Annotated in this window: 21 protein-coding genes and 1 pseudogene; 14 read left to right on the top strand and 8 right to left on the bottom strand. The window is 65.2% G+C overall.

The window, feature by feature from the left end:
- Positions 1-15: 15 nt before the first annotated feature.
- A complete protein-coding gene (locus B4U45_RS06095; protein ID WP_075548456.1) occupies positions 16-1,221 on the top strand; it encodes an acyl-CoA dehydrogenase family protein in 1,206 nt (401 codons plus the stop codon).
- Positions 1,222-1,296: 75 nt separating this feature from the next.
- Here the strand turns inward: B4U45_RS06095 and B4U45_RS06090 are convergent, their stop codons facing one another.
- A complete protein-coding gene (locus tag B4U45_RS06090) occupies positions 1,297-2,793 on the bottom strand; it encodes an acyl-CoA carboxylase subunit beta (RefSeq protein WP_075548455.1) in 1,497 nt (498 codons plus the stop codon).
- 44 nt (positions 2,794-2,837) lie between these two features.
- Here B4U45_RS06090 and B4U45_RS06085 point away from each other — a divergent pair, with 44 nt between their 5' ends.
- The 3 genes and pseudogenes from B4U45_RS06085 (at position 2,838) to B4U45_RS06075 (ending at position 5,794) form a co-directional block, all read left to right on the top strand.
- Positions 2,838-3,860, top strand: coding sequence for an LLM class F420-dependent oxidoreductase (locus B4U45_RS06085; RefSeq protein ID WP_075548454.1), 1,023 nt, complete (start codon positions 2,838-2,840; stop codon positions 3,858-3,860).
- Positions 3,857-4,054 (top strand): annotated as a pseudogene (locus tag B4U45_RS06080) (cytochrome P450); the annotation flags it as partial. The gene B4U45_RS06085 and the pseudogene B4U45_RS06080, both read left to right, overlap by 4 nt.
- Before the next feature lie 453 nt (positions 4,055-4,507).
- Entirely contained in the window at positions 4,508-5,794 is a 1,287-nt protein-coding gene (locus tag B4U45_RS06075; protein WP_075548452.1) for a PPE family protein, read from the top strand.
- Positions 5,795-6,054: 260 nt separating this feature from the next.
- On the opposite strand, the gene B4U45_RS06070 is transcribed toward B4U45_RS06075, so the two are convergent.
- Positions 6,055-7,311 (bottom strand): serine hydrolase domain-containing protein, encoded by a 1,257-nt coding sequence (locus B4U45_RS06070; RefSeq protein WP_075548451.1) that lies wholly within the window; start codon positions 7,309-7,311, stop codon positions 6,055-6,057.
- A gap of 123 nt (positions 7,312-7,434) precedes the next feature.
- Between B4U45_RS06070 and B4U45_RS06065 the strand changes: the two genes are divergently transcribed.
- The 3 genes from B4U45_RS06065 to B4U45_RS06055 all read left to right on the top strand — a co-directional run bounded on the left by B4U45_RS06065 (position 7,435) and on the right by B4U45_RS06055 (position 9,563).
- Complete coding sequence (locus tag B4U45_RS06065) at positions 7,435-8,262, top strand: SDR family NAD(P)-dependent oxidoreductase (RefSeq protein WP_075548450.1); 828 nt, start codon at positions 7,435-7,437, stop codon at positions 8,260-8,262.
- Positions 8,263-8,343: 81 nt separating this feature from the next.
- The gene (locus tag B4U45_RS06060; RefSeq protein WP_075548449.1) at positions 8,344-8,784 is read left to right on the top strand and encodes a VOC family protein; all 441 of its coding nucleotides are present in this window, start codon (positions 8,344-8,346) and stop codon (positions 8,782-8,784) included.
- Positions 8,781-9,563, top strand: a complete 783-nt coding sequence (locus B4U45_RS06055; protein WP_083154817.1) for an SDR family NAD(P)-dependent oxidoreductase — start codon at positions 8,781-8,783, stop codon at positions 9,561-9,563. The genes B4U45_RS06060 and B4U45_RS06055 overlap by 4 nt, the downstream gene beginning before the upstream one ends.
- 37 nt (positions 9,564-9,600) lie before the next feature.
- On the opposite strand, the gene B4U45_RS06050 is transcribed toward B4U45_RS06055, so the two are convergent.
- Positions 9,601-10,803: a cytochrome P450 gene (locus B4U45_RS06050; RefSeq protein ID WP_075548447.1), complete on the bottom strand. Its 1,203-nt coding sequence runs from the start codon at positions 10,801-10,803 to the stop codon at positions 9,601-9,603.
- A 153-nt stretch (positions 10,804-10,956) separates the two neighbouring features.
- On the opposite strand from B4U45_RS06050, the gene B4U45_RS30305 reads away from it, so the two are divergent.
- The 4 genes from B4U45_RS30305 to B4U45_RS06030 are packed head-to-tail and all read left to right on the top strand — an operon-like array spanning position 10,957 to position 13,547.
- Positions 10,957-11,145, top strand: a complete 189-nt coding sequence (locus B4U45_RS30305; protein ID WP_371687247.1) for a Rieske (2Fe-2S) protein — start codon at positions 10,957-10,959, stop codon at positions 11,143-11,145.
- Complete coding sequence (locus B4U45_RS06040; protein ID WP_241780299.1) at positions 11,063-12,013, top strand: amidohydrolase family protein; 951 nt, start codon at positions 11,063-11,065, stop codon at positions 12,011-12,013. The genes B4U45_RS30305 and B4U45_RS06040 overlap by 83 nt, the downstream gene beginning before the upstream one ends.
- Positions 11,998-12,576: an amidohydrolase family protein gene (locus B4U45_RS06035; RefSeq protein WP_371687246.1), complete on the top strand. Its 579-nt coding sequence runs from the start codon at positions 11,998-12,000 to the stop codon at positions 12,574-12,576. Before B4U45_RS06040 ends, B4U45_RS06035 begins: the two co-directional genes overlap by 16 nt.
- 2 nt (positions 12,577-12,578) lie before the next feature.
- Positions 12,579-13,547 carry an alpha/beta hydrolase gene (locus B4U45_RS06030; protein WP_075548483.1) on the top strand — a complete coding sequence of 323 codons (969 nt, stop codon included), beginning with the start codon at positions 12,579-12,581 and terminating at the stop codon, positions 13,545-13,547.
- 9 nt (positions 13,548-13,556) lie between these two features.
- Here B4U45_RS06030 and B4U45_RS06025 read toward each other — a convergent pair whose 3' ends face one another.
- Both B4U45_RS06025 and B4U45_RS06020 read right to left on the bottom strand, forming a co-directional pair.
- On the bottom strand, positions 13,557-14,201 hold the full coding sequence (locus B4U45_RS06025; RefSeq protein ID WP_075548446.1) for a hypothetical protein: 645 nt from the start codon (positions 14,199-14,201) through the stop codon (positions 13,557-13,559).
- Positions 14,198-14,920 (bottom strand): hypothetical protein, encoded by a 723-nt coding sequence (locus tag B4U45_RS06020; RefSeq protein WP_075548445.1) that lies wholly within the window; start codon positions 14,918-14,920, stop codon positions 14,198-14,200. Before B4U45_RS06020 ends, B4U45_RS06025 begins: the two co-directional genes overlap by 4 nt.
- Positions 14,921-15,115: 195 nt before the next feature.
- On the opposite strand from B4U45_RS06020, the gene B4U45_RS06015 reads away from it, so the two are divergent.
- Both B4U45_RS06015 and B4U45_RS06010 read left to right on the top strand, forming a co-directional pair.
- On the top strand, positions 15,116-16,258 hold the full coding sequence (locus B4U45_RS06015; protein ID WP_083154828.1) for an acyl-CoA dehydrogenase family protein: 1,143 nt from the start codon (positions 15,116-15,118) through the stop codon (positions 16,256-16,258).
- Positions 16,255-17,490, top strand: a complete 1,236-nt coding sequence (locus B4U45_RS06010) for an acyl-CoA dehydrogenase family protein (RefSeq protein WP_075548444.1) — start codon at positions 16,255-16,257, stop codon at positions 17,488-17,490. Before B4U45_RS06015 ends, B4U45_RS06010 begins: the two co-directional genes overlap by 4 nt.
- On the opposite strand, the gene B4U45_RS06005 is transcribed toward B4U45_RS06010, so the two are convergent.
- From B4U45_RS06005 to B4U45_RS05995, 3 genes are read right to left on the bottom strand one after another with little or no spacing between them, the layout of a single operon-like run.
- A complete protein-coding gene (locus B4U45_RS06005; RefSeq protein ID WP_075548443.1) occupies positions 17,459-18,718 on the bottom strand; it encodes an MFS transporter in 1,260 nt (419 codons plus the stop codon). The two genes, B4U45_RS06010 and B4U45_RS06005, sit on opposite strands and share 32 nt — an antisense overlap.
- Before the next feature lie 4 nt (positions 18,719-18,722).
- A complete protein-coding gene (locus tag B4U45_RS29785; protein WP_075548442.1) occupies positions 18,723-19,778 on the bottom strand; it encodes a PPE family protein in 1,056 nt (351 codons plus the stop codon).
- Positions 19,779-19,794: 16 nt separating this feature from the next.
- Positions 19,795-20,094 carry a PE family protein gene (locus tag B4U45_RS05995; RefSeq protein WP_075548441.1) on the bottom strand — a complete coding sequence of 100 codons (300 nt, stop codon included), beginning with the start codon at positions 20,092-20,094 and terminating at the stop codon, positions 19,795-19,797.
- 106 nt (positions 20,095-20,200) lie between these two features.
- On the opposite strand from B4U45_RS05995, the gene B4U45_RS05990 reads away from it, so the two are divergent.
- On the top strand, positions 20,201-20,695 hold the full coding sequence (locus tag B4U45_RS05990) for a MarR family winged helix-turn-helix transcriptional regulator (protein ID WP_240316468.1): 495 nt from the start codon (positions 20,201-20,203) through the stop codon (positions 20,693-20,695).
- The last annotated feature ends 15 nt before the right edge of the window (positions 20,696-20,710 follow it).

Genomic DNA, 20,710 nt, shown 5'->3' with positions numbered 1-20,710 from the left:
AACAGGAGCGAGGCGATGGATTTTTCCCTGGTTGAACTTTCCGCCGAGGACCAGGCATTCCGCGACGAGGCCCGCCGGTTCCTGGCCGAGCACGTGACCGACGAGGTCCGCCGTCACGACCGTGAGACCGGTGACAACTTCCATGAGGGTCTGCACCTGAAGTTCGGCGCCGCGGGGTATTTGGCAGCGGAGTGGAAGACGGAAGCCGAAGGCGGATTCAGCAGAGTGCGTCGGCGCATCTGGGAGCTGGAGAAGCGCCGCGCCCGGGTGCCATGGGTGACGTGGGGAACGACCGCTATGGTCGCTCGGTCCGTAACGAAGTTCGGCTCGCCCGAACTCGTCGAGGAAGTATTGCCCGGCGTCTTCTGCGGCCATGTCCGGATGTGCCTGGGCTACACCGAGCCCGAAGGCGGATCCGACGTCGCCACCTGCAAGACCCGCGCGGTGCGCGACGGCGACAGCTGGGTGATCAACGGTTCGAAGATGTTCACCACCGGCGCGCATAACTGCCAATACGCCTTTCTGATCACCAACACCGACCCGCACGCCCGAAAGCACAAGAGCCTGACCATGTTTCTGGTGCCGCTGGACTCGCCGGGCATCGAGATCCGGGGCATCCGCACGGTGGATGGCGACCGGACGAACATCGTCTACTACAGTGACGTGCGCGTCGATGACAAGTATCGGCTGGGCGAGGTGAACGGGGGCTGGACGGTCCTGCGGGAGCCGCTCGACGTCGAGCACGGCGCGGTCGCGCCGGCACCTGACGGGTTGCGGGACACCTCGATCATGATGCATCAGGCCGGTGTCATGGCCGAAGCGGTCGACCGGGTCGCGGCGCAGGTGACCAAGCCCGGTCCCGGCGGGCGCCGCCTGCTCGACGATGGGTCGGTGGCATATCGATTGGGCCGCGGTGTCGCGCGGGTGGAGGCAGCGCTGTCGGCGCCGGGCATCTTCGGGCGGGTGGCCATCGCGCAAACGATGCGTGACATCTCCCCGGATCTGATGGATCTGCTCGGGGCGGCATCGGCCCTGCCGTTCGGGGCCGACGGCGCGGCCGATGACGGTGGCGCCGAATACTGCTACCGCTTCGCGCCGTTGGTCGGAATCTACGGCGGCACATTGGAAGTGTTCCGCAACATGATCGCCGAACACGTTCTTGGGCTGGGCAAGCAGATCCACGCGCCGCCCGCTGCCAAGGCGTCCTCACGCCGAGCGTGAACAGGCTGCGGTGGGCATCGGCGTGTCGTCGCAGTGGGTTCACGTTCGGTGCGACGGACGTTCAGCAAGACGACGTCACGGCATGATGAGCGTGCGCATCACCGGTTCCGCGGCGGCCTGCCGGGCGTGGATGCCGCGGTCTAGCGCGGCCAGCAACGCGTCCCGGGTTTCGTGAGGATCGATGAGTTCGTCGAAGCCCATATGCTCGGCCGACCGAAATGACGCCTGCAGCTCCGCGTTTCGCAACTTGGCGGACAGCTGCTGGTCGGCGTGTGAGGCGCGGCTGAGCGCGGCAGCACCCATAGCGCCCATCGTCGCGCCCGGATAGGCGAACGTCGCCACCTGGCCGTCGAAGCTGATCAGTCCCATCACCATGGAGCCGAAGCCGTAGGCCTTACGCAACGTCAGATGGAGCTTCAGCGTGGTGGCCGTAGTCTGCGCGGCGAACATCCTTGCCCCGCTGCGCAATACGCCGGCACGTTCGGACCGGCTGCCCGGCAGCATGCCGGGGTTGTCGGCCAGGAAGACGATTGGCAGGTGAAAGGAGTCGGCCACCATGATGAAGTGTGCGGCCTTGTCAGCGGCGTCGGCGTCGATGGACCCGGCCAGTACCCGCGGCTGGTTGGCGACGACCGCGACCGGATGCCCCCCGAGGTGGGCGAGCGCGCAGATCATCGCCCTGCCGAAATGCGGTTGTACTTCTAGCCAGTCGGGCGAGTCGAAGACGACATCGAGCACCGAGCGCATGTCGTAGACGCGGCGGTTGTCGCGCGAGACGATCTCCAGCAACTCCGGCGTGGACCGCGGCCCGGATGCCGAAATGGCCGGCAGCGACGGCGGATACGACCACGCGCTCGACGGAAAATAGGACAGATAGCGGCGAATGGTATCCAGCGCGGCCGCGTCGTCGTCGGCGACATTGTGGATGACGCCGCTGGCCAACGCGACGTCCGGACCGCCCAACGCTTCTTTCGAAATGTCTTCGCCCGTAGACTCTTTGACCACCGGCGGGCCGGCGGTGAAGATCGCACCCTGGCGGCTCATGACGGTGAAATCACAGATCGGGGCGACGAGGGCGCCGTGTCCGGCCGAGGCGCCCAGCACCGCGGCCACCGTCGGAACCCGGCCCGAGCACCGTGCCTGGGCCAGCAGGTCGGTCGGGCTACGTCCGTAATGGGTACCGGTGGGGCGAAACCCGGCGCCTTCGAGCAGCATCGCCAGCGGTATCTTGTCGCGCAACGCCAGCTCCGCGATGCGGTAGCGCTTGGAATTGCTGCCGGGAGCGATGGTTCCGGCCAGCGTCGTGAAGTCCTCGGCGCCCACCATCACCGGGGCGCCGTTGATCCGCCCCCAGCCGGTGACGATCGCGTCGGCCGCGACCTCGCCGCCGACGATAGTGCCGAGTTCACGGAAGGTGCCCGGGTCGAGGAGCCGCTCGACCCGGGCGCGAGCGTCGAGTTTGCCCATACCGCGATGTTTGTCGAGTCGCTCCGGCCCGCCCATCGCCCGTGCCTGCCGGCGGCGACGGTCGAGGTCCGCGAGCGTCTGCTGCCAATCCTCGGCTTTGGTCATGCGTCCGTCCTACATACAGGATTGCTTACTGTAAAGTCGCTCTAATGGGTAGCGCGCCCCGCCTCAAGGTTGACGGCAGCATTCCCAACCAGCTCACCCGGGTCGTCGAGGCGGCCGATGCGTTGGAGCGAAACGGATATGACGGCGGCTGGACAGCCGAGACCAGTCACGATCCGTTTCTGCCGCTGCTGCTCGCCGCCGAACACACATCGCGAATCGAACTCGGCACCAACATCGCGGTGGCCTTTGCGCGCAATCCGATGACCGTAGCCAACCTGGGTTGGGATCTGCAGGGCTATTCCCAGGGACGGTTCGTCCTCGGGCTGGGCACCCAAATCCAGGCCCACATCGAGAAGCGATTCAGCATGCCCTGGAGCCACCCAGCACGCCGGATGCGGGAATTCGTTGCCGCGCTTCACGCGATCTGGTCCGCTTGGCACGACGGCGGCAAGCTCCGTTTCGAGGGCGAGTTCTACACCCACAAGATCATGACCCCCATGTTCACGCCCGAGCCCCAGCCGTATCCGGCACCGAAAATCTTCCTCGCCGCCGTGGGCGACGCAATGACCGAGATGTGCGGCGAAGTCGCCGACGGCCACCTCGGACACCCCATGGTCTCCCGGCGCTACCTCGACGAGGTGACCTTGCCGGGGCTGCTTCGCGGTCTGGCGCGCTCCGGCCGGGATCGGGGCGACTTCCAGGTGTCCGCCGAAGTGATGATCGCGACGGGCGAGAACGACGCGGAGCTGGAGACGGCGGTCGCGGCCCTGCGCAAGCGGATCGCCTTCTACGGGTCCACGCCCGCCTACCGCAGGGTTCTCGACGTGCACGGCTGGGGAGACCTGCACACCGAACTGCGCCGCCTTTCCCTGAACGGTGAGTGGGACACCATGGGAACTCTGATCGACGACGAGATGCTGCGTGCCTTCGCGGTTGTCGGACCGGTCGACGGCATCGCCGCCGCACTGCGCGATCGGTGCGACGGCGTGGTCGACCGGGTGCTGCCGATCTTCCTCGGCGCCTCGCAGGACTGTATGCGAGCCGCATTGAAGGACTTTCGGCAATGACGGTGCGGACCGTGGACGAGGCCGCCAAGCTCTTGGCGGACCCGCTGGCCTATACCGATGAACAGCGGCTGCACACCGCGCTGACTCACCTGCGTGCCAGCGCTCCGGTGTCGTGGGTCGAGGTGCCGGACTACCGGCCGTTCTGGGCGATCACCAAACATGCCGACATCATGGACATCGAGCGCGACAACATGCACTATCCAGGTACCCATCACTACCGCGCCATCGTCGGGGACCGCTTTCGCTGATTTGGTCGACGGCATTGCGCTCGGCTTACCTGCGCGGTGATCGCCAACCTCCGGGGCGCAGGACTCTAAGACAAGGCGGGACTAATCCACCGAGGGTATGTCAATGTCAGGACGCTAATAAAGCGTACAGCTTTTATCAATAACTATCTACTATGAATTGATAGTCACAACCGATCAGCTGTAGCTTGTCGCATGATCCACCTATTGCTCTACTAATGCAGTCCTGCCGGGCGGCGAGCGCCTGGCATGTTGTTTTGCCGTAATTTGGGAGGCGGTGTTGGTGACGTCCGTGATGGTGATTCCGGAGAGTTTGTTGGCCACGAGTGCGGCGGTGCGGGCGTTGAATAATTCCAGGCGGACGTCCCGTGCGGCGGCGGGTTCGGCGTTGGTGGGTGTGAAGTGACTACGGCTGTCTGGATGGCTGCCCCGCCGGAGGTGCATGCTGCGCTCCTGACTGGTGGTCCCGGGCCCGCGTCGCTGGCGGCGGCTGCGTCGTCATGGGCCACTCTGAGTGCTGAATATGCCACGCTCGCTGGCGAACTCACCGAGATCTTGGGTGCGGTACAGGCCGGGGCGTGGCAGGGCCCGAGCGCGGAATGTTGCCTGGGCGCGTACGTGCCGTATGTGGCGTGGCTAATGCAGGTCAGTGCCGATAGTGCGCGTGCTGCGGGAGCTCACGAGGCCGCGGCGGCGGCCTATGTCAGTGCGGTGGTGGCGATGCCGACTTTGGCCGAGTTGACTGTCAACCACGCGACTCACGCAGTGTTGATCGCCACAAATTTCTTTGGCGTCAACACGATCCCGATCGCGCTCAACGAAGTCGATTACGCGCGAATGTGGATCCAGGCCGCGACTACCATGAGTGTCTATGAGATGGCATCTGTTAGCGTATTAGCGGCTGTGCCGTCACCCGTTCCGGCGCCCGTCATCATCAAATCAGGTAATGTGCTTCCGGTTGTTGCCCAGGCGACTCTCACCCCCTTTCCATGGCACGAATTGATTGAATTCCTAACAGCTGTATTAGATCTATATATTGCGCTTTTTAAGGCTTGGTCTACCGACTTTTGGGACGTTCTGGGACTGGCCGCGAGGATCATTCTCCTCTTACTAGGGCTGGATTTCATTATCGATTTCATTGAAAAGGTCATCTATATCATTGAGTCTATACCGGTTGCTTTCAGGTTCATAGTGAACACTCTGTACGCCATCAGTCTTGCGATTTATGCGATAGGTGGCGTCCTGGACATAATAATTAAATGGATTATTGAGAATTTGTTTGGCACTGTCGGGGCCGTGGCAAGCCCCTTGGCGGGGGTACTGGCGACTGCAGGTGGTGCGGTCCCTACGACGACGGGAGGCCTGGCTGCGGTGCCGGCTATGGGTGCGGCTCTGGCCCCGGTGGCACCTGCTTTGGTGGGTGCGGCGGCCGCGCCAGCGACCGCGACTGTCGAGGTTTTGCGGCCGGAGTCAGGTGGTGCTGGGGTCTGGCAGGCGCGGTTGGCGTCGGTAGTGTCCGGAGATAGTAGCCGCGGAATGATGGGGTTTGCTGGCGCGACTCAACACTGCGCTGAGGTGAGCCCCGCCGGGCTGGCCAACGTCGCTGGTGGTGACGGTGGCGGTAGCGCGCGAGTGCCGATGCTGCCAGCCGCTTGGCGGTCGGATCTCGTTGGCGTAGGCGGTAATTAGCGCGACGTCTCCTGATGGCGCAGTCCGGCTGATTTCTAGGTGCTTCGACCTGAAACTCGACCGGAAGCCGCACGGCCGGTCGCAAGTGCGCATACATGCAGATAGCGACAAATCCGTTTCGCCCCTGGGGTGTCACGGAAAGGCCGGCAAGCCGGGTTTCGGCCGCACTCAACGATTCGTGGGGCCGGGGGACGGCCGTAGACCGGGACGCCGCCGCGGCGGGGAGCGGATCGGCACCAGCCCTAGCGACCGAGGTTCGGTTACCCGGCCGCCAAGATTTCTTTGATGATCGCCGGGCCGTGGTTGTCGGCCAGGACAGCTGGCTTGTCCTTGTTCCAGAAGCCGTTGACCAGGATGGCGATTCCGATCGGCTGCTGGCCGGGCCGGGCGGGCACGATCCCGATCCAGCAGGAACAGCCGCCCGCAGAGGTCAGGCCGTCTTTCCAGATGATCTGGGGCGGAACGGCTTCGACCTGCCACGCCAGGCCCATCTGTGTGGGTCCCCGGGTGTGCTTGCCGCACAACTCGACCGATAACGGCTCGGGCCGGATCGTGGTAGCCAGCGCCTGCATCAGCTGCTCAGGCCCGCCGACGGCGCCCAGATGCGCCAGCAGCCAGGTGTGCATATCGGCCGCTGAGGACTTCAGATCCGAAGGGGCAGCTGGCGATACCTCGCGGCCGTTGGGGTAGGCGCGCGCCAGCGGCGCGCCGTCAGCCACCGTCGTACCGGTGTCGGGCATCGCTAGTGGGCCGGTGATCTGATCACGCAGCACACCCGCATACGACCCACCCATGCCCGCACACCGGTAGGCCGACACGGCGGCGAAACCTAACGTGACGAAGCCGAGGTTGGAGTATTGCCAGCAGCTTCCAGGTTGCGGGCCGCGGTGGGTCCGCCACGCGTCGAGCAGACGTGGCGGCGGCGCGGAGGGGTTGGTGCGGAACAGGCCGTCACCGTCGGCCGGGCCGGTGGAATCGTGCGCCAGGCCCGACGTGTGCTGGGCGAGCATCCTCGGGGTGACCAGTTGCATGGTCTTACTCAGCTCTCCGGTGTCGCCGAGATAGGTGCTCAGGTAGCGCCGCAGCCCGGCATCCCAGTCGAAGCAGTCCGGCCGCATCGCTACCCCGGTGGCGAACAGTGCGGCGGTGAAAGTTTTGGTCACCGATCCGATGGAGAAGATCGTTCGTTCGGTGGGCGGGTTGTTCTCGCCGACCGTCCCGTACATGTAGAACGGCTTGAAATCGCGGTTCGGGTGCGCGAACGCCACCGCGACGCCGTAGTCGCGCCCCGGGGCTTTGGCTCGCAGGTGGTCAAGCAGCGTCAAGGCATGGTCGCCGATGATCCGATCGACATCGGGCTGGGTGGGCCGGATTGGCCCGCCGCGGGTCTCCGGGCTCGCGGTGGTCGTCGGATCGGGGCGGCGCGGTGTGGGGGCCGCGCCACAGCCAACAAGCGCACCGGCGACACCGACATGCGTGGCGAGTCGCCCGAACTCGCGTCGGGAAATAGCGCGCATCGCGGCCCTTCAGTGATCCGTACTCTACAAACGATCCGGCCGGCATAAGTCTCGGCATAAGTCAATGACATTCGGCGCGGTATGGCTACACTCTCGTTGGAATACGCACGAGGACGCGACGATATGACGGGCAAGACGATTGTCATCACCGGCGCCAGCGACGGCATCGGGGCGGCGGCGGCGCGGCGGCTCAGTCGCAATGGCGAACACGTCGTCGTGGTCGGACGCTCGGAAGCCAAGACCGCCGCGGTGGCCGCGGAGTTGGGTGCGGATTACTTCGTGGCCGACTTCGCCGACCTGTCCCAGGTGCGGGCCCTGGCGGACAAGATCCGCTCGGAGTACCCACGCATCGACGTGTTGGCCAACAATGCCGGCGGCATGAGCAGAGCAACTCAGCTGACCGCCGACGGCTACGAGAAGACTTACCAGGTAAACTATTTGGCGCCGTTTCTGCTCACCACGCAGCTGTTGACGGTGCTGCTCGATTCTCGCGCGACGGTCATCAATACGACTAGCTCGTCGCAGAAAATGCTGCCCCGAGTGACCATTACCACCCTCGAGAACACGGCTCACCATCGGCCCAGCGTTGCCTACGCGCTGACCAAATTGGCAATTGTGTTGTTCACCAAGGAGTTACATCGCCGCTACCAAGGCGGCGGACTGTCGGCCGCGACGTTTCATCCCGGCTATGTGAATTCCAACTTCGGCGATGCATCGGGATCGCGGGTCCTGACCTTCATGAAGCACCACGTACCGATATCTGCCCGATTCACGGCCACCCCGGAACAGGGAGCCGAACAACTGGTCTGGCTGGCGTCCAGCCGCCCCGGCGTCGATTGGACGTCAGGCGAGTACTACTCCCGGCACAAGATCGCCAAGGCTAACCGCGCGGCCTACGACCCGCGCCTGGCCGGCGAGCTGTGGGAAAGCACCATGGCCAATCTCGCATAGGCGCGGCTCCGGCGTTGCGAATGAGCTCCGGGCGCCGTCCCGCCGCAACGACTGAAATACGGCCAGCTAACATTGAATTTCGTGCTAGGTGTTCATCACGCCGCGATCTGCACCGCTAATGTCGAAAGTTCTCTGCGATTCTGGCGGGACGGTCTCGGGCTGACCGAATTGTTCGACCATACTTTCACCGGTAATTGGCCGGAATTGTTCGGCGCCAAGACCGATCAACTGCGATCGATCTTCCTGGGTGATCCGCAGACGCCCGATTGCGGCATCGTCGAACTGGTGGAGTTGTCCGGTGCCGATGAGGCGCTACCCATGCCGCGCGCGCCGCGGCACGGCTTCTTCCTGCTGTCGTTGCAGCGCGACGTCGACGCGACGTTGTCCTCGCTGGCGGCTTTGGGTTTCGCCGAGGGGGTACGGCGGATCAGCATGCCGGCTCCGGCAGCCAAGACCGTCCCGATGGCGGTTGTCACCGCACCGGACGGCGTCCTTGTCGAGTTGATCGGACCCGCGGTATGAACGCGGCGACTGCCCTGGTAACCGGTGGCTCCTCCGGGATCGGACGAGAAGTCGTCGCCCGGCTGCGCGACGCGGGCCATGACGTCGTCGTGTGGGACTTGTCCGATGCCGACGTCATCTGCGATGTCAGCGACCCCGACGCGGTGGCGGCCGCGATGGCACAAACCGTGCGCGAGCACGGGGTGCCCACCCGGGTGGTCACCTCCGCCGGCGTCGGATCATCCGGTCTGTTGCTGAAACAAGCACCCGCGGAATGGGAACGCGTCTTGGGGGTCAACCTCACCGGCACCTGGCTGACCATCCGCGCCGCCGCGCAAGCCATGATCGATGCCGCAGTGGGAGGTTCAATCGTCGCGGTCTCCAGCATCAGCGGCACCGTCGCCGACCGCGATATGGGCGCTTACTGCGTGTCCAAGGCCGGGGTGGACATGCTGGTGAAGGTCGCCGCGGTGGAGTGGGGCGCCCACGACATCCGGGTCAACGCCGTCGGACCAGGCGTCACCCGAACCCCGATGCTGCCCAACCCGGAAGCCTGGCCCGGCTGGGTGGACGGCTTGTCCAGGCGGACGGCCCTGGGCCGCCTGGGCGAGGTCAGCGATGTGGCCGCGGCCATCGTCGGTGTCCTCGAACTGCCGTGGGTGACCGGGCAGGTGGTACACGCCGACGGCGGCCTGGCCCTGCACAGCCCGATCGACGCCTACGGCCAGGTCGAGCGGCTAATGCGTCTCAAGCGACTGAGAGAACTCCGAGACCAGCGGGAGAACGCCAAGAAGGCTTAGCGGGTATCGAAATCGGTGATGCCGCAGACGATTTCAGTTATCCGGCGGGGGTGAACGTGACCGGAAGCTTGTTGGGCGACCGGAATGTCAGCCCGACGATCCTGGATTCCTCGCCGGTGCCGTCGTCGGGGACGAAAGTCAGGTCGGTGATCCGGTCGAGCAGGCTGTTGAGCATCACCCGAGTCTCCAGCCTGGCCAGATGCATGCCCAGGCACATGTGGATGCCGCCCGCGAAGGCGATGTGTGCGTGCCGCGGACGCCGGATGTCGAACGTGTCGGGGTCGGTCCAGCGAGTTTCGTCGCGGTTGGCCGAACCCATGCACAGGTCGATCTGCGCATCGGCCGGAATGGTCTTGCCGCCGATTTCGACGTCTTCGGTGGTGGTCCGCATGACCATGGTCAATGGGGTTTCCACCCGTAGGCCCTCTTCGATCGCGATGGGTATCAACGAGCGGTCTTGGCGGACCATCGCCAACTGCTCGGGGTGAGTCAGAAGCAGGTACAACAGGTTTCCCGAGGACCGGTAGGTGGTCTCCAGCCCGGCCGGCAGCAGCAGGCGCAAGAACGCGATGATCGCCTCGTCGGTGAGCTTTTCGCCGTCGATCTCGGCGGCGACCAGGTCGCCAATGATGTCGTTGGTGAGTTTGCGGCGCCGCTGCTCGACCTGGTCGAGAAAGTAGGCGTGCAGCTCGGCCGCCGCGGTCAACCCGGCCATGATGTCGGTCGGGATCGAGATCAGGTCGAGTGACAGCCGCCGGAACAGGTCGAGGTCCTCCCGGGGCAGCCCCAGCAGTGTCGAGATGATCCGGGTCGGAAACTCGAACGTCAGGGCCTTCACCAGATCGGCGTGACCGTCATGCTTGATTTCGTCGATCAGCCGGTCGCAGACCGGCCCGATGACCGACGGTTCCCAGCGTTCCAGCGCGGTGGCCCGGAAGGCCTTGGCCACCAGGCTGCGGTGGTCGTGGTGCTCTTTGCCGCCCATCGCCAAAATGGTGTGGCCCATGACCAATCCGATGGTCTTGTCGTAGTTGGCCGAGGTGAAGATGCGGTCGTCGCGAAAGGCTTGAAACACGCCGTCGTAGCCGAACAACACCCATTCGTCGTCGGGCCGCAGTTCTTCGGGCATCTGCTCGTGGTCCATGAGGGCGCCGTGCCACACCGGGTCGGTGCGCCGCATGTACTCGAAGAACGGATAGGGGCTGGTCTGGCCGGTGGTGTCGAGTGTAGGCAGCGTCATTAGCGCTCCTCCTGATACGGAATGTCGCTATTATAGTATAAATAGCAACGAAGCCAGGCGGTGGTGGCGAGTGCCGTACCGGGCAGAAGGCGGGGTACACCAGTGCTGCAACGGCGACCCGTGTACACCGTCGACGAGCTGCCGCCGGGCACCATGAGGCTGGTCGATGCCGGGAAGTTCGGGGTGGGTGTTTACAACGTCGGCGGTGCGCTGTATGCCATCGGCAATTACTGTCCGCACGAGGACGCCCGGTTGTGCCGTGGCCTGCTCGGCGGCCGCTGCCCATCGACTGCGGTTGATCCCCGACGTCGAACAGCACTGGTGCCAGGCGCCCGGCGGTGACCACCGGCCGGACCTGTATGGAAAGCATTACCCCGGCTCGGATCCCGACACCGTCAGCCGGCAGCTGTACGACGACGCCGGTGTCGACTACGCCATCCTCAATCCGCTGACCCGGGGCAACATCGCCGACTACCTGCTCAATACCTGCATCTGTGCAGCGGTCAACGACTGGCTGCTCGACCGGTGGCTAGATCCCGACCACACCAACCGATACTCCGACCGCTCTCGAGGAACGATCCGGGTCAATCCGGAGGACCCCAAGGGCGCCGTCGCCGAGATCGAACGACTCGCCGGTCACCCCAAGCTGGTTCAGGTCGGTGTCCCGATGCAATCGCGCGAGCCGTACGGCAAGCCGATGTTCGAGCCCATCTGGGAGGCCGCCGCCGCTCACAGCCTCCCGGTGGCGGTGCACATCAACGGCGGCAACGGCGTCGATCATCCGCCGACGTTCGCCGGGCACGCGCACACCTATCCCGGGTACGCGGCCTTCATGCCGCTGAACTACCTCGTGCACCTGGCCACGCTCATCGTCGAGGGCGTCTTCGGCCGGCACCCCGGCCTCACGTTCGTGTTCGCCGACGGCGGATACGACATCCTCGCCCCGCTGATGTGGCGGCTGGACACTTTCTGGTTGTCGATGCGTGACCAGACGCCGTGGGTGGACCGCTATCCCGGTGGCGGGGTCGATCAGCGTCGCGCCCAGGCGCCCGAGCTGGCGGCCCGTGAGATCGAGCGGTGGGCCGGCCACCGGTATATGTGTCAGATCCTGATGACCCCGCAGATTCGTGGAATCCCTTTTGGCAGACCGCTTTCGATCCCCTCTACCAGGCCACGGCGCGCCATGGAGTGCCGGTGGCCACGCATCTGATGGGTCAGACGCCGTTCGAGTTGATCCCGCTGTACCCGGTGGGCAACCCCGCGCGTTGGCATGATTTCTTCGCCTCCTGGCCGCTGCTGTACGTATCGCATCTGATGAGCCTGGTATTCGACGGCGCGTTCGATCGCCATCCGGACCTGCGGGTGGTATTCATCGAGGGTGGCTTCACCTGGGCGATGCCGGTGATGTCGCGGATGGACCGGATATGGCAGGCCCGCCGCGGCGATCTTCCGCAGGTGCGCCGGCGCCCGTCGGAGTATGTGCGCGAACACGTCCGGTTCACCACCCAGCCGCTCGAAGACGCCGACACCGTCGAGTTTCGCCGATATCTGGACATGATGGACCTGGGCGACAATCTGATGTTCTCGACGGACTACCCGCATTGGAGCTACGACTCTCCGGCGTATGCGGTCAACCGGTTCCCTCCCGACCAGCGGGAGCGGATCATGCGCGGCAACGCGGCCGCGCTCTATGGGCTGCCCGCGACCGTCAAGGCACTGACCGAAGAGCGGTTAGCCGGCGTTGCCTTGGACGCTGAACCGGAAGCCGAGTGATCATGACTCAAACGAATCTCGCACGGCCACAAGGACTTAGCCGTATCGACCCGGCGCTGCGAGACACCGCAGCGGCGCTGGGGATCGTCGAATTCAGCGCCGAGACGTTGAGCGCCGAGCGGCAGCAAGCCGACCGGGTCGCAGCCGAGCGAGCCGCGGCGGCCGAAGCCGCGGGCCTCGGCGGGGTGAGCATCGAATCGCGATACATTGCCGGTCCGGACGGTGGGCGGCTGGGCCTACGGCTGTATCGGGGTGCCGGCGGGTCAGCCGTGCCGATGGTGATCTACGCCCACGGCGGCGGATTCGTCACCGGCAACCTCGATACGGACCACGGGCACTGTGTGGAGCTGGCTCGCGCGGCCGACTGCCTGGTGGTGTCGGTCGACTACCGGCTGGCGCCGGAGCATCCGTGCCCGGCGGCCCTCGACGATGTCGAGGCGAGTCTGCGTTATGTGGTCGACAACTGCGCCGAACTGGACGCCGATGCCCGTCGGCTGGCGGTGATGGGCCGCGACGCCGGTGCGGCACTGGTGGCCGGATTGGCTCAGCGCATGTTCGACAAGGAAGGCCCGCCGATCCTGGTGCAGATTCTGCATCAGCCGATGCTCGATTCCGACGCCACGCCGTCGCGGCGGGAGTTTCAGCGCACTCCCGGTCTCAACGGTCAGGCGGTGTCCCGGGCCTGGGCCCATTACCTGGGCCACACCACGGCGAATGGTCAGCATGTTCCCGCGCACCGGGCGAATCTGGAAGGCTTGCCGCCGACATTCATCAGCTGCTCGGAGATCGACCCCTGCCGCGACGAGGCCATTGATTACGCCAACCGTCTGCTGCACGCGTACGTCCACACCGAACTGCACGTCTTCGCGGCCACGTTCCATGGCTTCGACTCCGTCGTCACCGATTGGGTGGTCTCCCAAGAGAGCCGGGCGCTGCATGCTCAGACGCTGCGGCGCGCCTTCGCGACCTGAACCGGCGGCCTAGACCGGGTTGAACTTGGTGATCAGCCACTTGCCGCCGACCTGAGTCACGCTCACCAGCACGCTGCTGGGCTTGATGGTCGGATCGGGGTTGTCCTTGGTGGTGGTGCTCTGGTCGACGAAAACCAGCACGACGGCCGAACCCGGATGCAGCTCCGACACCGCGGCGCGCATCACCTTGGCGGTGGTCTTCAGCGCTTTCTGCTTGGCCCCAGGAACCACGAACTGCTGGGTGAATTGGTTGTAGTAGTCCAGGAAATCCCCGCCGAGATGTGACCTGGCGGCGGCGATGTCCTTGTCGAGCGTGTCGGACGAATACGACAGCAGTGCGACAGTGCCATCGGAGGCCGCGCTGACCGCGGCGCGCGCGACGCTGGGGCCGACCTGCTGGTCGGGCCGGTAAAGCTTGGCGTACAGCCAGGCGGTGATGCCACCGGAGACCAGAACGAGCACGATCAGAATCACCGGGACCGGTTTCAGATTGATCTTTCTGCGCCACAAACCCTGCGCCCAGCCACGCGCCGGTGCGGGGGAGTCATCATCCGGTGCTTGGTCATCCCACTCGTCACTCGCCGGAATCACCGAGGTCGTTGAATCGTCGAATTCGCTCTCGGCGCCGCCGACGTCACGCATATGATCGGTCACGGTACGAACTCAACCTTCGACATCTTGTACTGCCCGTCCTCCTCGGTCACGGTCACCTTCAGCCTCCACTCACGTGGTTCCTCTTTGCCGTTTCCGCCGTTGGTGACCCGCGATGTCGCCGAGACGAGCACCAAAGCGGTGTTCCCATCCATGGATTCGACGGCTGTGGCGGTGACCGTTCCTTCCGTCACGACTTTGGACTGCTCGACAACCTTGGTGAAATCGGCTGCCCGCTGCTGGAATTCGTCCTTGAACTCGCCCGTGGAACTGTCGATCACCCGCTGGACGTCTTCCTTGGCCTTCCGGAAATCGAGGGAAATCATATTGACGATGCCCTTTTTGGCCCCGTCGGCGAACGCCTCGGCGCGTTCGTGACGCTGCGTGGTCTGGTGGTGCTGCCATACCATGATTCCGCTGAGCGCGGCGAAGCCGCAGATGATGACCACCGCGGCGGCCTTGGCGAGTCCGGCCAGCACGACCCGCAACCACCGCCAGGACCGGCCTCGGGGCTCGGCCGCCGCGGCGTCCTGGTCTGCGACCTCGTCGGTCTCGTCGTCTGACTCGTCCTCGTCGCCTGCGACAAACTCGTCATAGTCGACGTACTCGTACTCGGCGTCGCGGTACTCGTCTTCTTCGGTCGCATCGGCTTGTGCGCCCCACGCCCTCACCTCGGGTTGCGAGTTCGCCGACCCCGAGTGCGGTTCGGTTGCGTCAGCCATTGCGGTTACAGCCCGTGGCCATCATTATCGACTGAACTCCGGTATCTCTTACGGTATCGGCCATTGCTAACATCAGAGTCGCCACCGAACTCCGCTCCAGCGAGGACCGATTAGGCGGATGATCAGCCACCCGAGCTTTCCCACCGACGTCCTTCGCGGCGGCGAAGGACGGCCCAGGAGAGTACGGGCGGCATGATGACCGCTGTCGACTCTCCCGAAAACATACTCTTTACCTCCACTACCCACGCATTTCTACAAAAAGAAGCCTCGCTGCGCCATGTCCGGGAGCTGCATGCGGCGGGTGTGTCGTTTGACCCTCAGTGGTGGCAGCGGGCCGCTGAGCTGGGCTGGACGGCGCTGCTGGTTCCCGAGGAATTGGGCGGCGGCAGCGTCTCGGGCAACGGTGTCGAGGATCTGGCCACGGTCGCCGAGCAGCTGGGCAAGACGGTGGCGCCCGGCCCGTTGTATCCGGTCAGCACCGTGCTGGCGGGGTTGGTCGACTGCGCCGAGTCGCACGCGCACGCCGGGGTGATCGCGTCCCTGATGTCTGGCGAAGTTGTTGCCTCATGGGCGGTCTCGGAACCAGGCCGGGGTTGGTCACCGCAGGATCCGGCGGCCACGGCCACACCAGTCGACTCCGGCTACCGCATCGACGGCGCCAAAGACCGGGTGGAAGCCGGTGCCCAGAGCGCGCTGTTGCTGGTGGTCGCGCGGTGCGGTGATCAGGTCCGCCAGTTCCTGGTGCCGGCGGATGCGCCCGGAGTGCGGATTGCGCCGCAGCAGTCGCTGGACCTGGTCAAGAACTACGCGAGGGTGGATTTCGACGGCGTCGTGGTGGCCGAGGCGGCAACGGTCGGCACCGCCGCCGAGACCGCCGGGCTGATCGATCGGCAAAGTCAGATCGCTCAGGTACTGCAGTGCGCCGAGGTGGTCGGCATCCTGCAAACGGTCTTTGACTTCACCGTGCAATGGGCGCTGGATCGACACACGTTCGGACGTCCGCTGGCGTCCTACCAAGCGCTCAAACACAAGTTCGCCGACATGAAGCTGTGGCTGGAGGCCTGCCGCGCGACCACGGCCGCCGCGGTGAAAGCGGTTGGCGCGCGCTCGCCGGCAGCGGGCCGGGCGGCCAGTGTTGCGAAGTCCTATGTCGGTGAAATGGCCGGACAGATCGTTCAGGGTTGCGTGCAGATGCACGGCGGTATCGGCATCACCTGGGAGCATGACCTGCACCTGTACCTGAGGCGAGTTACGTTGTACCGCGCCATGTTCGGCACGCCGGAGGAACACAATCGCCGGGTGTACGAGCTGCAAGCCGAAGCGAAGGCGACTCGATGACGCCGACCGAATCCGTTGCGGAATTCGCCGCCCGGGCCCGAGCGTGGCTGGCCGACAACATGCCACCCGTCGACCCGATCTCACCGCCCGCGGCGCCCCGCGACGACGAACGCTCCTGGCAGCGGGCCCGAGAACTGCAAAAGCGGCTCTACGAAGGAGGATTCGCCGGGATCTGCTTCCCTCGCGAGTACGGTGGCCAGGGTCTGCCGTACGAATACCAACGGGCGTTCGACGAGGAATCCCGGTGCTACGAGATGCCGTTGATCCTCAACACCCCGACGTTCACCATCTGCTGTGCCACCCTGCTCGACACCGGCAGCGAGGAGCAGAAGAAGACTCACATCGGGGCGGCGTTGCGCGGCGACGAGGTGCTGGTGCAACTGCTCTCGGAGCCCAGCGGCGGATCGGATCTGGCGGGCGTCCTGACCCGCGCCGAGCGTCGCGGTGATCGATGGGTGATCGACGGGGCCAAGACCTGGAGCACCAGTGCGTTCGCCGCCGACTACGGACTGTGTCTGGCCCGCACTGACTGGGATGTGCCCAAACATGAGGGGCTGACGATGTTCCTGGTGCCCATCGATCACCCCGGAATCACGTTGCGCCGGATCACCCAGGTGAACGGCTCGTCGGAGTTCTGCGAGGAATTCCTCGACGGGGTGGACGTCGGCGAGGATGCGGTGGTCGGCGAGGTGAACAACGGCTGGGCCGTGGCCTCACGACAGCTCTATCACGAGCGCCGGGCGGTCGGGATGGGCTCGGAGTTCGCCAGCGGCGGTGGCAGCGAGGGCGGTCACACGACACCGGTCGACTACGCCGAACTCGCGCGGCAGGCCGGCCGGGCCGACAGTGATTGGGTGCGGGAGACGGCCGGCCGGGCGTTGGTGCACCGCGCGGTGGCCGAGCAGCTGATCGAGCACGTCTACCGCAGCGTCGGCGACGGCACGCTGCCGCCTGCCGGTGGAACGCTGATCAGGCTCTTCCACGCCGAGACGGTGATGTGTGAGATGGACACCGCGCTGGCGATCGCCGGAGCCGCCGGTGTGGTGGGGCAACCCGGCGAGGGCCTGCAGGCCGGGCTGCGCTACCTCGCGCGGCAGTCCGTCGCCATCGGCGGCGGAACAACCGAGATGGCGCGCAACGTCATCGGTGAGCGGGTGCTGAACTTCCCGCGGGAATACGCCGCAGACCGCGGGGTGCCGTTCAATCAGGTACGGCACGGCCGGGCGCGTTGATCGTGGCGTCGTGCCGGTAAAGCCCCGTCGCGGCGGTTAGCCCGACGAGAATCAGTGCGGCCCATACAAGTTCGTCGCTGTCTAGCCGATGTTCGGTGCCCAGCAGCGCCCCGATCGCGAAATTGCCGGCCAGGATCCCGACTCCGATGATGGTGTTGTAGAAGCCATAGTGGGTCGCCACCAACCGCTCGCTGGACAGTGACACCACGATGTGCATCTCGAAGGGAAACACCGCTGCCGAGGCGACGGCGAGCAGGGCCGCCGCGGCGAGCAACGCCGCGACGGCCGCTGGAGTGCCTAACCGCTGCGAGTTGGGGATGGCGGCCAGCGGCGCAAACGATGCCGCCATCAGTGCCACCCCGATGTACACACTGCGCCCCGGCCGCCATCGTGCCGAAAACCATCGGGTGATGCGCAGCTGGCCGGCCACCGCTACCAGGCCTGACGTGCCGAAAAGTGCTGCCACCAATTGTGCTTGGGAGTGTGGCGCCACCACTGAGGCCTGCGCGGGAAGCATCAGATAAATCTGGGAGGACAGCAGATAGGAGCCGGTCATGGTGGCGGCGAACCGCAAGAACGATCTATTGCCCGCAACCGCCCGCCAGTCCGAGATGATCGATGTCTTCGCCGGCGCGACCGGACCCGGATCTGCGGACCGGTGCCCCGGTAACGCCAGGAGTTGTGCGAGGGCAAGGACGGCGAAGATCACCGTAGCCGCCAGGACACTCATCCGGAAGTTCGATGTCACAAAGGCCAGACCGATGAGCGGGCCGAGGAAGATGCCCGCTCGGTTGAACATGTTCAAGGTGGCGAATGCTTCGATTCGGCGGTCGTCGGCTTCGGTGGCGAGATAAGCCCGCAGCGCCGGGTTGAACAGCGCACCAGCGAAACCCGTTGCCGCTGCGGCAATCAACAACGTCGATAGCGACTGGGCGATCGCCAACAAGCCGAATGCGCCAATACGCAGCAGACAACCGGCCACGATCAACGGTTTGTAGCCGAGCCGATCGGCGAGCGTACCGCCCACGAAAAACATGCCCTGCTGGCTGAAGTTGCGCACACCCAGCACCAGGCCGACAGCCCACGCTGCCAGGCCAAGGGTCCCGGCCAGATAGCTGGACAAGTAAGGCATCAGCATGTAAAAGCCTATGCTGGCCCCGAATTGGTTGATCATGAGTACGCGGCTTGGTCGGCTGAAGCTGCGAAACTGGGCCCAGAATCCCGTCATGGCACTATCCGACGTACTGCGATTGCGGAAGGACGTTGAGTCGCAACAGGTCTCGCACAACTGCGCTGCCGGCTTGTTGCGTGGATTTCGAACTCCCGGGAATCCCGCCGACCAGGCTGCCCAACCCGCTTCCCACACCCGGCTGTTGTGCAACCGAGTCGACAGCCGGCAGGGCGTCGACGCTGGTGCCGGCCAGTGCTTGCGGAACGGGGATCGTCGCCGCGGTCGCACTGGCGGGCATGCGCGGCACCGATAGCCCGCCGACCCTGGCCGCCTGGCCGAACCCGGCCGATACCGTACCGCCGACTTTCACTGTGTCGGCTGCTGCCTGGGTGGGGACCATCCCGACGGTCATGCCGGCGGGCATAGTGAGGTCCCGTAGCGCACCGGGCACAAAGCACAGCAGTGACAACACCGAGACGACGGTGGAACTGATATTCAGCGTCTGCAAGCTCACAACGGCCGCGTGCACGATCTTCTGCGTCTCCGCACCGGCTGACTGGCCGACCGAGGCGGCGTGGGACACCAGCGCGGCGGTGTCGGTGGTCCGCGGCGGCGGCGCGAAGGGAGTCAGCCTCGTCGCGGCATCCGACGAGGCGGCATAGGCGTACATGGTGGCTGCGTCCTGGGCCCACATCTCGCCGTAATGCGCTTCAGTGGCGGCGATCGCCGGACCGTTTTGGCCCAAGATGTTCGTCGCGGTCAACGCTGCCAGCAGCGCACGGTTGGCTGCGATCACCGGCGGCGGCACCGTGGCCGCGAACGCCGCCTCGTACGCCGACACCGCAGCCCTGGCTTGGGTGGCCGTGAGCTCGGCGTGGGCAGCGGTCGCGCTCAACCACGCCACATTATGTGCGGCCGCCGACGCCATCGATGTCGACGCGCAACCCTGCCATTTGGTGGTCAGTCCTATCACCGCCGAGCGGTGCACGTCGGCCGCCGAGTGCAGCTCGGCGGCCAACTCGTCCCATGCGGCCGCCGCGGCCAGCATCGGTCCCGCGCCCAGACCGCAGTACATCCGCCCCGAGTTCACTTCGGGCGGCAATGATCCGAAATCCATTGCCAGTACTCGGGTTTCAGTGCGCTGCCATCGCGTTGGCCGCCTCGGCCGCCGCATACGAACGACCGCTGGCCAGCAGGGCCGCCATGAAATCCTGGTGTATGGCCAAGGCTTGCGCACTGACCTGCTGGTAGCGCTCACCGTGAATGCCGAACCGCTGGGCGGTCAGCGCCGATACCTCATCGGCGGCTGCGGGGATCACCGCGGTGATCACGGCAGCCGCTGCGGAATTTCGTGCTGCCACGGCCGAGCCGGCAGTCGCCAAGGCGGCGGCGGCTGTGCCGAACGCGTCAGGTTCTGTGATGACGTACGCCATGTCTTCCTCTCCTGGGCCAGATGACAACCCGGCCAAAATTTGATAGCGGTATTGTACGCATGTAAACTATTGATAAGGCAAGTGTGAGTTCTGTTACTATCCGCATGTGAATAGAACCAGTGACGGTGACTCGCGAGCGGGTGTTCGGCTCAGCGAGCTGGATCCCAAGCAGGAACAAGCCTGGGAGCTGTGTATTCATTCGGCTGCGTTGTTGCAACGCACACTCGATGCCGAGCTGCGTGCCGAGTGCGGCATGAGCCTGCTTACCTTGGACACCCTGGTGCAGTTGTCCCGCGCGCCCGGCCAGGCTCTATACATGAAGGATCTGGCCGCCGCTCTGGTCTACAGTGCCAGCGGGATCACCCGGATCGTTGACAACCTGGAACGATCGGGTCGTGTCGCGCGTAACCCGGATCCGGCCAATCGCCGGGCCACGCTAGTCCAGCTGACCCCGCGAGGACTTGGTGAGCTGCAATCAGCGTGGCAGCTTCATGCCCGGGGCGTCGAACGCTGGTTCGCCAAACACGTCAACCCGCGTCAGGCAAATGTTCTCGTCGAGGTGTTCGGCGCGGTGACCGCGGATTTAGAACGGCTGCGGTAGTGGGAGGTTAGTGCC

Source organism: Mycobacterium persicum, assembly GCF_002086915.1.
Taxonomy (GTDB): Bacteria; Actinomycetota; Actinomycetes; order Mycobacteriales; family Mycobacteriaceae; genus Mycobacterium; species Mycobacterium persicum.
This window is presented reverse-complemented; position numbering and strand designations above follow the sequence as displayed.